Source organism: Pseudomonas sp. LBUM1658, from assembly GCF_059716055.1.
Genome location: NZ_CP166798.1, coordinates 2,695,340 through 2,707,213, shown reverse-complemented (window position 1 = coordinate 2,707,213; position 11,874 = coordinate 2,695,340). Strand labels below are relative to the sequence as shown.

General features: G+C 59.0%; 8 protein-coding genes and 1 pseudogene. 7 read left to right on the top strand and 2 right to left on the bottom strand.

Features of this window, described 5'->3' with window-relative positions; genetic code table 11:
* Positions 1 to 501 precede the first annotated feature (501 nt).
* The gene (locus tag ACA064_RS12495; RefSeq protein WP_497673619.1) at positions 502 to 831 is read left to right on the top strand and encodes a hypothetical protein; all 330 of its coding nucleotides are present in this window, start codon (positions 502 to 504) and stop codon (positions 829 to 831) included.
* Between the two features lie 452 nt (positions 832 to 1,283).
* On the top strand, positions 1,284 to 2,009 hold the full coding sequence (locus tag ACA064_RS12490; RefSeq protein WP_497673618.1) for a hypothetical protein: 726 nt from the start codon (positions 1,284 to 1,286) through the stop codon (positions 2,007 to 2,009).
* Between the two features lie 140 nt (positions 2,010 to 2,149).
* Here the strand turns inward: ACA064_RS12490 and ACA064_RS12485 are convergent, their stop codons facing one another.
* Both ACA064_RS12485 and ACA064_RS12480 read right to left on the bottom strand, forming a co-directional pair.
* Positions 2,150 to 2,599, bottom strand: a complete 450-nt coding sequence (locus ACA064_RS12485; RefSeq protein ID WP_497673617.1) for a hypothetical protein — start codon at positions 2,597 to 2,599, stop codon at positions 2,150 to 2,152.
* Positions 2,600 to 2,753: 154 nt separating this feature from the next.
* Positions 2,754 to 3,404 carry a methyl-accepting chemotaxis protein gene (locus ACA064_RS12480; RefSeq protein ID WP_497674235.1) on the bottom strand — a complete coding sequence of 217 codons (651 nt, stop codon included), beginning with the start codon at positions 3,402 to 3,404 and terminating at the stop codon, positions 2,754 to 2,756.
* 1,995 nt (positions 3,405 to 5,399) lie between these two features.
* On the opposite strand from ACA064_RS12480, the gene ACA064_RS12475 reads away from it, so the two are divergent.
* From ACA064_RS12475 to ACA064_RS12455, 5 genes and pseudogenes are all read left to right on the top strand, one after another.
* The gene (locus ACA064_RS12475) at positions 5,400 to 7,040 is read left to right on the top strand and encodes a CHASE2 domain-containing protein (protein WP_497673616.1); all 1,641 of its coding nucleotides are present in this window, start codon (positions 5,400 to 5,402) and stop codon (positions 7,038 to 7,040) included.
* Positions 7,041 to 7,052: 12 nt separating this feature from the next.
* Entirely contained in the window at positions 7,053 to 7,502 is a 450-nt protein-coding gene (locus ACA064_RS12470; RefSeq protein WP_497673615.1) for a hypothetical protein, read from the top strand.
* A 28-nt stretch (positions 7,503 to 7,530) separates the two neighbouring features.
* The gene (locus ACA064_RS12465; protein WP_497673614.1) at positions 7,531 to 8,631 is read left to right on the top strand and encodes a M48 family metalloprotease; all 1,101 of its coding nucleotides are present in this window, start codon (positions 7,531 to 7,533) and stop codon (positions 8,629 to 8,631) included.
* A 135-nt stretch (positions 8,632 to 8,766) separates the two neighbouring features.
* Positions 8,767 to 9,676 (top strand): annotated as a pseudogene (locus ACA064_RS12460) (LysR family transcriptional regulator).
* Positions 9,677 to 9,940: 264 nt separating this feature from the next.
* Complete coding sequence (locus tag ACA064_RS12455; protein WP_497673613.1) at positions 9,941 to 11,704, top strand: L-lactate permease; 1,764 nt, start codon at positions 9,941 to 9,943, stop codon at positions 11,702 to 11,704.
* Positions 11,705 to 11,874 lie beyond the last annotated feature (170 nt).

The following is an 11,874-nucleotide window of genomic DNA, read 5'->3' as shown; positions in this document are numbered from 1 at the left end:
GCCTTGGCGGGCGGAGCAGCTGATAGTCAAGGATTATGTAGTGACTGAAAATATTCACTACAAATCTATTGACGGCTCGGTTGTCCTTTTGCATTATCGACTCGTCTCTCGGATCGGGAGAGCTGGCATGGGATTACGAACACGCTCGACAGACCGCCGAGCTGTTCCTTGATATGTACTGCCCACAAGGCAGATTGATGAAGCTGATCTGGCAGGACCGTCCAGTACAGGGACGAGAAGCGCTGGCGAAACGTCCTCATGATGCTTGTGGCTGACCTTGTAGCGGTCAGCATGGGCATCCGGGTTTGCGCTGCTTCTCCTCGTTGTGACGGTAATCTGTAGTCGCCTTTCATCAATGCTACATTCATCAAGCCCAAGGCTGGATCTGCACCTGACGGACACCGTGTCCCGATTGTGCTTCAGGAAACGATTGGCTGATTCGGCAACATTTTTTCAGCGAACCAACCAGACAAGATCAACGAGTGGTCAAGGGGCTTACCAATGAATCTGAACAATCAACCCACTATTGATGAACTGGCTCGACTGTTCGCATCGCACAAAGACAACCACGACAGCCACGTACTGTGGATCTGCAAGTCGGGTGAAGTCCGAATCGATTGCCTCGCGCCCTACTCGCAGGAAAGCGAATTCGAGAAGGCCCATCAAAGCATGCGTGCCCGTCTCAGAATGTACCGTCGAGGCCAGGGCTATGTCGGCAAAAAAGCGGCAGCGGACAAAGACTTCATTGGCCGGGTCTTTCAGACCCTGAGCCAGGAATGGAAACTGCTGCAGAGTCAGTCCGGAGTGAATCTGCTGGACCGCTACTGCTGAGACCCCTTGTGGTGTCGCTGGCAACTTGAGCCTCAGGCTGACCAGCGACACCCGAATCTGCGAACCCCAAACGGCGGCCGTTTTCATTTGATGAAAGCGGCCGCGCTGTTTTAACCGCGCCTGTTTTTCCCCTTGTCCTGCACCTTCGCTCATGTTTTTTTACTGTGAAACTTAGAGCGAATTCAGATTAGCGCAGAGCAAATCTGACAGTGAACCCTCAGTGTTAATCTGGCGATACAAGTTGTATCAACTCTTTTGAACAATAGACATTTCCAACAATACTTTTTCAGCCACTTAATCACCCCCCGCCTTACATGCTGACAGCACGAGCTATTATTCAAGTAACTAGCCTGACACTGACCCGACACAAAATGGCGACTTTAAAGTTAACCCCGGCACTACGAGCTGAATATCAAACGCTATTCAATAACTGTCTGATCCGACCGGATCGCATGGCCGTCGTCAACACCTTGGTCGAGCGCCTGAATCAGCACCGAGACACTTACCAAAGCGTTGCCAACGAAGTTGGCGTCCCCTGGGGCTTTGTCGCGGTCATTCACAATATGGAAGCCAGCCAGCATTTCGACCAGCACTTGCATAATGGCGATCCGCTCACGGCCCGTACCTTTCATGTTCCGGCAGGCCGACCGGCCAAAGGTAATCCGCCATTCAAATGGGCTGAAAGCGCAGCCGATGCCTTGCGTATGAAAAAACTCGGACCCGCGACCGACTGGACGCTGCCTGGCACCTTGTTTCAACTGGAACTGTTCAACGGCATAGGTTATCGGCGTTTTCATCCGCACGTGTTAACGCCTTACCTATGGAGTTTTTCCAATCACTACAAAAGCGGCAAGTACATTTCCGACGGTACCTGGTCGGAAACCGCAGTCTCGGCCCAGTGTGGTTCGGCCGTATTGTTGCGGCGCATGGCAGAGAACGGCTTCCTCGACTTCGAGGACCAGCCCGCCCCTGCGGAAGGTGCCCGACCAATCATTGTGAACCATTCCAACAAGAAGCCGGATGATCCCGCCGAACTGGCAAAAGCCATTGCATTGCAGAACTGGTTGAATACCTTCCCGGGGATCTTCGTCAAAGTCGACGGAGTCCCCGGCGATCGGACGTCAGCGGCGTTTTTCAAAGTGACGGGACGGTTTCTGCCGGGGGATCCCAGAGGGTAATAAGCCCGCAAAAGATCGCAGCCTGCGGCAGCTCCTGCGCCAATTCGGTACACCCGCAAATGATCAGGTGTAAGCAGCACCTGTAGGAGCTGCCGCAGGCTGCGATCTTGGCGATCTCGCCTGCGCCGAACATTCCTGGTTTACGTCGCTGGACTGTGTATTTCCCTTGCCCGACCGGCCTCACGACAAGCCCAGCACGTCAACAGAATGCCGATAATCGACGGCAAGGTAACCGCCGGAAAATCCACCCGCAATACCTCCGGACTACAGATCCCCGCCGCCACCTCCCAGAAGTGAAACAGCCCATGAGCCGTGAGCCAAGCGGTTGCCGAAGCCCAGAGCAGGACTCGGTGCACCACGCTCAGGGTGCCTGCGATAAAGGCCGCGCCAATCGCCACGTAGAGCAAGCCGATATCGCGGATAAAATGCTGGTTGAACAAACCGGTGCGCTCCACCCCCGGCACCGCGGTGTACCAAAGGGCGGGATCGATCAGCATGAACACCCCATTGACGGCCATCGCGACGCCCAGTGCTACGGCGAACACCAGTATCGGGCGCTGGAACCAGGGTTTTGCGCAGTGCGGATTCATCGGGGTTTCCTTGCAGGAGGCACCGCGCGCAATCCAGACGTTCGAAGTTACGCAGCGACCAGAGATGACGGTTCGAAAAGTGAGCTTCAACGCTAATCGACCGCTGCGCAAATCCCTATAGCCAATGTTCAGCTTTTCCAGCACTCCATTTGACTCAAGCCGCAGCCCCTTGTCGGGAGCTGTTGCTCACCTCGAACTGCCCCACCAGCTTTTGCAGTTTATTGGCATTGAGCCTGACGGTTTCCGCACTGGTCTGCAGCACCACCACGGTCTGGCGCATCTCGCTGGAAGACTGGTCGACCTGTTTGATCGTGCGCCCATAATCGAGGCCGCGTTCATTGAGCTGCTGGATGATGGTGAACATGCTTTCCACCGCCTGATGCAGCTGCACGTTTTCCGAGGAGGCCTCTTCGGCCAGGCGCAGGCTGTTGTCGACATCCTTGACGCCGTTCTCCATAAAGCTCACGGCTGTTTGCGTTTCGTTTTGCAAGCCTTCGACCATTTGCCGGATATCCTCGGCGGCCCGTGAAGTACGCGAGGCCAGGCTGCGCACTTCATCGGCCACCACGGCGAAACCACGGCCATGTTCGCCAGCCCGCGCCGCCTCGATGGCAGCATTGAGCGCCAGCAGATTGGTCTGATTGGTGATGGCGCTGATCAGCCCGGTGATATTGCCGATCTGGGTCATCCGGCTGTCGAGCAATTGCACGCTTGAGGAAGAGCGCTCGACCACGTCGCGAATCGACTGGGTGCCGACCTGCACCGCGAGAAACTGTTCGCGGGCGCGGCTGACCACCTCGTCCATGGCTTGCTTCATTTGTTCGGCACTGGCCGAGGCTTGCTGGATCTCGCCCAATTGCTCTTCGACGATGATCATCATGTGATGCACCGCATCCGCGACTTCGCCACAGGTGAGACGGGCTTCCTGGCTGCGGCCAAGCATCAGTTGATTGGTCTTGCCGACACTGTGACTGGCCTTGATCACCTGCCCGACGACCGAGTCCAGATGGTCGATAAAACTGTTGATCCAACGGCCCATATCACCGGTCTCGTCGTTGGCCATGCGTGAGGTGTCGAGGCGCTGGCGCAAGTTGCCTTCGCCCTCGGCGATAGTCCGAATCACCCCGGTCATTTCGTTCAGTCGTGCCGCCAGCCGCTTCGGGCCGAAGGTGCTGAACAGGATCGCGGCGACCAGCATGCTCAGGACCTCACACCCATCGATCAGGCTCTGTGCAAGGCCGCTGTAATGCCGAACCAGGAAGTTGCAGGTGAACAGCGCCGCCATGGTGGCCAGGTAAGGTTTCATCAAGCCGTAACTCAGCGAGCGCCGGCGATAGACTTCCTCCAGATCGGCTTCGCACATCATGCCCCAGCGGTCAGGCGATCCGGGCAGTTGAAAGGTCACGCCCTTGCCGACCACTGGAATGTGCCGGTAGTCCGAGTAACCGGGATAGGTGACGAACAGATTGGAACCGCTGCGAATGGTCTCCCGCACGCCAGGGTGCAGTTGCTGGGTCGCCGGGTCGGTGAAGCGCAATTCCAGTTCGGTGTGGCGCTGCACCTGGACGGTCTTCCAGGGCGTGTGTACGCCGCTCTTGAGGTTCTCGCCGTGGGTGAAGGTCCCGTCCTCGAAGCGTGAACGTGACAGCGCGACCCCAGGCTGGATTGCCGGATCGAAACGCGACTGCACCATGAACAAGTAATTGTCCCCCGACTCGGCATAGATATGCCCGGCTTCGCGCTGGATCAGATCGCCCAGCACATCGTTCGGCACCCGGCCGCAGAGGCAGCCCAGGACTTTGCCGTCAACCTTCAGCGGCTGGTAGAACATCAGCGTGACTTCATCGTGAAAGCGCGAGGATGAAGGACCGATCTGCAAGGTCAGCGGATCGTTGTAGGGTCCATGAAGGAACGGCGCCTTCAACCCTTCGCCCAGCGCCCGCGGATTGCAGGGCTGGTTTGTGCCATGGCCGCTCCAGGTCGAGGCAATGACCGCGCCGCGTGGATCGACGACCAACAGTTCCGAGAAGTCCTCGGCCTGGCTGAGCTTATCCAGCAGTGAAGTGTTATCGAGATGGGCGAAGTCGCGGCCGAGGACCTCCGCCAGTTCGGCCAGGTGTTCCCACTGCTCGCGAGTCCAGCCGTGCAGCAACTGGACGCGGGTGGCGGCGATGGCTTCGAACGTTTGCTCGATCACCGGGTAGGCGGACTTGTTGAGCCCGCAAGACCAGCGCATGGCCAATTTTCCGGTCTTGCCGAACCAGGGTAGCCAGTGCTTTTCGGCGGAGGATAACCCCATGGAATTGCTTGATAGCGACATTCACTTCCCCAAGGACGACACTCTAATGCGGAACTTCAAGGCAATTACCACGCCAATTCGCAAGCTTGCTATCTATCCTTAGACTAAAGTCTCGGAAATCAGCGGGACCGCCGTAGATACTCCCAAACTGCCGGCGAGCGGTGGTGTTCGAGCGAGTGGGCCGATCGGGAATAAATGGTTCAAGTCAGTGCACGACTGGATGCGTGCTCGATAACAGGGCTTCAGATCGAAGGAACTGATTGAAGTGTTTCATCGCCTTGACACCCGCGCCCTTAAGCCTTTGGCGCCGATCAGCTGCCCTTGTGAGGCCTTCGATAACTGCTAGATTTCACAGATAGCGTCTCGCCATCTCTGGACACCCTCCCCCTTGCCGGTGCCCCCATGGCCCAGGCAGTGGCGCACAGACGGCAGCGGCCCTGCCCTGCCAGGGTTCCCAGGCAATCCCCTGGGCAAGTGCGTTACTGGGTATGGAGCCAGGAAATGCCAAAGGGACTTCATACAACCGACTCACCGCAGCGACCGCTTCGGCGCTGGATCCGCGCCCGTCCGCGTGTGCTGCGGCGCTGGATCCTCGACCTTCCGGGCAACTGTCGGCGCTGGCTCCTCGCCCTTCCGCGTAACCTTCGACGCTGGATCCCCGCACGTGCGCGTGCGCTGGGAGGCTGGATTGCGCACCTCCCAAGCCATTTTCCCGGGGCCGTGGCTGTCGCCTCGCTGGTGACCATCGGCCATCTCCACTATCACCTGCTGGAAGCCATCGACGGTTATGCCTTTATCGGTATCGGCAACCTCAGTGCGATAGGAGCCTTGTCCAGTGGCGCCAAACACCCCACCGTTGCGGTTGTGGTCATCGACCAGTCAAGCTATGAAAACTGGTACCACGAACGCTCACCACTGAGTCGCTGCCAACTGTGGGCCGACCTCAAGTTCCTCTACGAACTCCGGGTACCGCCCAAACTGATGGTCATCGATCTGGATCTGTCGCCCTCTTCGCAAACGGAAGATGCACGCTCCCGCCGCTGTCAGCAGTCGCTGAATAAGTTGCTTATAGATAGCCAGCGCAGGACCAGGACGGTGTTGATGGACCCTCTTCCCGTGCGTGACCCGGTCGCAAAGGAAAAAACCCGGATCTGGAAGAACCTCATGCTGGAGGCGAACATTGTCTTTGGTGATCCGAACCTGCCTATCCGTTATGGTCTGGTGACTAAAATCGAATGCGATGAGAAAAAGCTCGCGGCAAAAGCCTTGAGGGAGTTCTCGACCCATCACAACAACAACTGCCTGGGCATGCAGGAAAACAATCGAGCCAAGGAGTTTCTGATCAACCCCAAGCAATACGTTATGGGTCTGAGTCCGGTGTCGGCCTCGAGTCTGCCATCGCAAGACAACCTGTTCGCCGAGTGGCCGGGAATCGCCCTTCCCTGGCAGCTGCCGGTGGTGTTCTTCGGTGGCACCTACGGCTACGATGACACCTACCTGACCCCTCTGGGCATCATGTACGGCGTCGAGGTGCATGCGGCGGCCTATATGTCCCTGGTGGAGCCGGCGAGCGAATTCGATCATCTACTCAGCTTCAGTCTGGAAATCGTCATCGCAGTGCTCTTCGGCGGGCTCATCAGCTCTTGCTGGCGGGGCTACTTCGCCATGCGTTTCAGCCCCGAACCCTGGAAGCGCGAATCATCCGCGGTTTTCGTGCTCATCCTGGGGGTTTTGCTGATATTTCTGGTCGCGGGCACCACTGCCGGTTCGCTTTTCCTCTTGAGCATTAGCGACTACTGGCTCTCGCCCATCCCCATCGCGCTCGGGATGTTGATCGAGAGCTTCTTCGTCGGCGCCGTGCAAGAAGCCGTGCAGGAAGGAGTTCACCAGCGAGAGGATTTGGTCCGGCGGTTTATCGCAGCGCTCAAGTATGGCCCGGACAAATTCCACAAGGCGGTCGCCGCGCAAGTGCGACAGCACCCTCGTAACCTCGGCGACCAACTCTCGCACTTCATCATCGGTGACGTTGCACGGCATATCGGAAAGGTCCATTTAGGCGCCGCACTGTTCCTGCTAGTGCGCCGTCTGCTGCTTTTCTTCCTGCTGGGTTTTGCCCTGTCTCTGATCTTCACCCAACACTAGAGGAGCCAAAAGATGAAACGAACCACCCTTAACCTTTGCGCGGTCGCGCTGCTTCTGCTCTGCAGCACCAGCGCTTTCGCTCAGGACTGCAAGGGGCTGCAAGCGCTAAACCTCAAGGCCAAGGGCAGCGCCTGGGATCGCCTGATGACGGCGATCAAGAGTAACGATTCGGAGCCCGTCGAATGTGGCTCGCTGGAATCGGTCCTCGCCAGCGCGGCGAACAACCCCAGACCCGCTGGGCGCAAGCTGGAAGAAGACCGCCCATTCAACCCCCAGGAAGCCCAGGCCAACCTCGCCGAAGCCCAGAGCGACCCCCTGGTGAAAAAACGTCTGGAGCAGATCAGAAAAAACGTCCCGGATGCCAACCAGCGACTGCTCTACGAAGCCGCGACGCTCGACGAAGAGGGTTACTACGGCGCCAGGGATTTGCGCATTCGCCAACTCCAGCAGCAACTCAAATGACAGGCTCGCGCCTGCCAGCGGAGGCCTCATGAAATCGCGCACATCAACCCTTGGCACAGTGACGCTGGCGGCCTTGCTGGCCGCTTGCAGCGGATCGCAACTGTCCAACCCGTTCGACGCCGGCAAGGGTGAGACGGTACGGGTAAAACAGATCACCACCCTCTCGCCGAGGGCGTCGGTGGTACTCGACAAGAACTGCCCGGACCTGGTCCAGCCCTACCGGCTTACCGACAACTTCGCCTCGGTCGCGATGTTCAGCATGAAGGAAGGCCTCAAGGACCTGCCGGGCAAGCTCGGTAATCTGCTGGGCAAGGCACCAGCCCCGGCCACCGGCGACAAACTCTCGGCCTCGACCAAGCTGGCCGCCAAGCAGCTCAACTGGATGCCGATGACCGCCGAGGAGCTTTATGCCGAGCGCCAGCACAACGCGCGCACGGACATCCTGTCCCGCGACAGCAAGCTCGGCCGCAAGTACTACCCGATCGCGGACAAGATGCTGCGCGAGATCCTCGCCAGCATCGACGAACCCTACGACTATCGGTTCAAGCTGTTCATCCTGAAAACCTCCAACCGCAACGCCCTCGCCCTGCCCGGCGGCTACCTGTATATCGACCAGGGCCTGGTCGACAGCCCCAAACACCTGCCCAAAGCCTATTTCGCCCTGGCCCACGAGGTGGCCCACGTACTGCAGCGTCACGAAACCAAGGAGATGCAAAGCATGGTGGTGGACTCCTTCACGGTGAAAAAGGAACTGATCGAGACCCTGGAGGCGGCCAAGAACAACCCGACCCTAGTGGTTGATCGCGTCAAACTGGAAAAAGGCCAATTCACCAAACATCACGTGGATCAGGAACTGCAGGCCGACTCCTGTGCAGTAAGGATGCTCAGCCACGTCTACCCCGACCGTCAGGAACTGGCCGTATCGATCAACGCCTTCGAGGTCGACCTGCCCAAGATGGAACCCTCCTCCCCCACCAAGGCCCCACAGAACGATGCCGAGGCGCTGGCCGAAAGCGTGCACGACATCGTCAACTCGCCGGTGATGCGCCACCCCAATACCCGGGAACGCACGGCGAACCTGCAAGCGATTTATCGGGAGGTGACCAGCACCACCACCGCGGCCAAATGAACAGCCGGGGTGTACTGGTCGAGTATGGGGTGATGTGTTGCCCGGCGGTGGCGAGCTAGAAAATGAGTGATCTACTACTGATCCCATTCGATTGACGTACGATGTTTCAAGCCTGCTCGTTCGAGGGTTTTGAACATGTTGTCGATTGAAGATCTCGCGCTCCTGGAAGCGATCCGCGAAACCGGCAGCCTGTCGCGGGCCGCCGCGCGCCTTGGCAAGGCGCCTTCGACCATCTCCTACGCGGCGCGGCAGTTGGAGGAGCGGTTCGACGCCCTGCTGTTTGACAGGCGTCGCTATCGCTTGCAACTGACACCCGCCGGGGAGTTGCTGGTAAATGAAGCGGCGCGATTGATGCAGGACGTATCACGGCTGACTCAACGAGTGCGGCAGGTCGCCAATGGATGGGAGAGCCGACTGTGGATCGTCACCGATGAACTCCTGGAGTTCGAAGCCTTGATCCCGGTGATTCAGGAGTTCGACGCGCTGCAATCCGGTGTGCCGCTGCGGGTGACCCATGAAGTCTTGCGGGGGGTCTGGGAAGCCTTGCGCGAAGGCCCTGATCATCGGTGCCACCAACGAGCCTCCGGCCATCCCCACACTGCGCTGGATGCAATTGGGGGAAATGGAGTGGGTGTTCGCCGTCTCAGCGCAGCATCCTCTGGCCAAAGCCAAAGAACCCCTGTCACGAGCGTTGGTCGCACAGCACCGGGCGATAGTCGTGGCTGATTCATCGAGAGTCACCGAGGGCAGCACCTACGGCGTATCGGCCGGGCAACCGGTGCTCGCCGTGCCCACCATGCGCGGGAAAATCCTTGCACAATGCAACGGTCTCGGTGTGGGCTGGTTGCCGAGACATCGCGTCGGTTCGTTGCTGAAAAATGGCACGCTGATTGAAAAACAGATGGCCGACCCGCGAGAGCCCAACATCCTTTACGCCGGTTGGCGCGGCGATCATGACGGCCGAGCCCTGGGCTGGTGGCTGGAGAAACTCAAACAGAGCTACCTCTCCAGGCAGCTGGTTCAGGGGAGCGACACCTTTATTTAGATGACGACAGGAGTCCGGAAATCGCCATCGTGGACAAGCCCCTGACCTGTAGGAGCGAGCTTGCTCGCGATGAACGCTAACGATAACGCGTGTTTTCTGAATAAACGCGCTGCCCTTGAGTCCATCGCGAGCAAGCTCGCTCCTACAAGGACGCAGCGTTCGCTTGTATGACGCTGCCCTGAAAGTTGCGTAATGCCACCTATACTACAAGCCACCTACCCCCCGGGGGCCTGCACTGCCAACAATAACAAGCAGAGGTGGCAAATGGTCTGGCAACAAATCTACGATCCCTTCGGTAACCCGGTGCTATCGACCATCTTGGCGGCTGTGCCGGTGGTGGTGATGCTGGCGGCTCTGGCGTTTTTCCATATCAAGGCGCATCTGGCGGCATTGCTCGCCCTCGGCTCGGCCTTGCTGATCGCGATCTTCGCCTTCGGCATGCCGGCGAACATGGCTGGCTCGGCCGCGCTTTACGGCGCTGCCAACGGCCTGCTGCCGATTGGCTGGATCGTGCTCAACATCATCTTCCTGCATCGGCTGACCACCGAGAACGGTTCGTTCAAGGTGCTGCAGGATTCGCTGACGCGCATCACCGACGATCGTCGCCTGCAATTGCTGCTGATTGCCTTCTGCTTCGGGGCCTTCTTCGAAGGGGCCGCCGGCTTCGGCACGCCGGTGGCGGTCACCGGGGCCATTTTGATCGGGCTGGGCTTCTCGCCCCTGGCCGCGTCTGGCCTGGCATTGATCGCCAATACCGCGCCCGTGGCGTTCGGCGCCCTGGGCACGCCTATCATCACCCTGGCCAAGGTGACCGGGCTGGATGAAATGGAGCTGTCGATGATGGTCGGCCGGCAACTGCCGTTTTTCTCGGTGATAGTGCCGTTCTGGTTGATCTGGGCCTTCGCCGGCTGGCGCAAGATGCTGGAAATCTGGCCGGCGATCCTGATCGCCGGGGTCAGCTTCGCCGTGCCGCAGTTCCTCGTCTCCAACTACCACGGGCCGATGCTGGTGGACGTGATTGCCGCGCTGATTTCCATGGCCTGCCTGACCGCTTTCCTCAGGGTCTGGAAGCCGGCCACCGTGCATACTTCCGCTGCCCTGTCCGGGCGAGTCGACGACTCCAAAATAGCCGAGGAGCATGACGAACAACCCGTGGCCAGCGCGACCTTTGCCAGCGATGCCAAGCCTGCGGTAATGCGCGCCTGGATGCCGTGGATCATCCTCACAGTCTTCGTCTTCGCCTGGGGCACCCAGAGCTTCAAAAACATGTTCGATACCCGGCAGGCTGTAGATCCGCAAACCAGCTCGGCCAAGCTCGACCCGCAGGGCAAGCCGATGCGCGAAGCGAACCCGATCTTTGCCCCGACCCTGACCTTTACCACCATCCACCAGCAGATCGAGAAGGTCCCGCCCGTAGTGCCCGCGCCTAAAACCGAGGAAGCGGTCTACAAGTTCAACTGGTTCACCAGCACCGGTAGCGGCATCCTGCTGGCGGCGATCCTCGGCGGATTGCTGATGGGTTATTCCATCCCGCAACTGATCCACCAATACGTGCGAACGCTGTGGGTGGTGCGTTACTCGCTCATTACGATCGTGGCCATGCTTGCCCTCGGCTTCCTCACCCGTTACTCGGGCCTCGACGCCACCATGGGCCTGGCCTTCGCCGCAACGGGCATCTTCTATCCCTTGTTCGGCACCCTCCTCGGCTGGCTCGGCGTGGCCTTGACCGGATCGGACACGGCCTCCAACGTGCTATTCGGCGGCTTGCAACGGGTGACCGCCGAGCAATTGGGGATCAGTCCAGTGTTGATGGCAGCCGCCAACAGTTCCGGCGGGGTCATGGGCAAGATGGTCGACGCCCAGTCGATCGTGGTGGCCTCTACCGCCACCCGCTGGTACGGCCATGAAGGGGAAATCCTGCGTTACGTATTTTTCCACTCGATCATCCTGGCCATTCTGGTCGGCGGCCTGGTGACCTTGCAGGCGTATGTGGTGCCCTTCAGTCATATGGTGGTGGGCGGGCCTTGACGCCTATACAGAAAAATAAATCCGAGAATCACCTGGGCAACCTCCCCACCTAATAGCGGTGTCGGGCAATCCGGCGCCTCTACTGACTTTGTTTTCCATCGAATCGACGCACAAATTTTTCGGTGCATATTGCTGCCACAATATCGTTGAGCTTCTCCCGCCAACCAGCA

Bases quoted from the DNA above. Each gene is read 5' to 3' on its own strand.
- ACA064_RS12495 (WP_497673619.1), top strand. From the start codon at position 502: ATGAATCTGAACAATCAACCCACTATTGATGAACTGGCTCGACTGTTC.
- ACA064_RS12485 (WP_497673617.1), bottom strand. From the start codon at position 2,599: ATGAATCCGCACTGCGCAAAACCCTGGTTCCAGCGCCCGATACTGGTG.
- ACA064_RS12455 (WP_497673613.1), top strand. From the start codon at position 9,941: ATGGTCTGGCAACAAATCTACGATCCCTTCGGTAACCCGGTGCTATCG.
- ACA064_RS12480 (WP_497674235.1), bottom strand. From the start codon at position 3,404: ATGGACGAGGTGGTCAGCCGCGCCCGCGAACAGTTTCTCGCGGTGCAG.
- ACA064_RS12490 (WP_497673618.1), top strand. From the start codon at position 1,284: ATGGCCGTCGTCAACACCTTGGTCGAGCGCCTGAATCAGCACCGAGAC.
- ACA064_RS12470 (WP_497673615.1), top strand. From the start codon at position 7,053: ATGAAACGAACCACCCTTAACCTTTGCGCGGTCGCGCTGCTTCTGCTC.
- ACA064_RS12465 (WP_497673614.1), top strand. From the start codon at position 7,531: ATGAAATCGCGCACATCAACCCTTGGCACAGTGACGCTGGCGGCCTTG.
- ACA064_RS12475 (WP_497673616.1), top strand. From the start codon at position 5,400: ATGCCAAAGGGACTTCATACAACCGACTCACCGCAGCGACCGCTTCGG.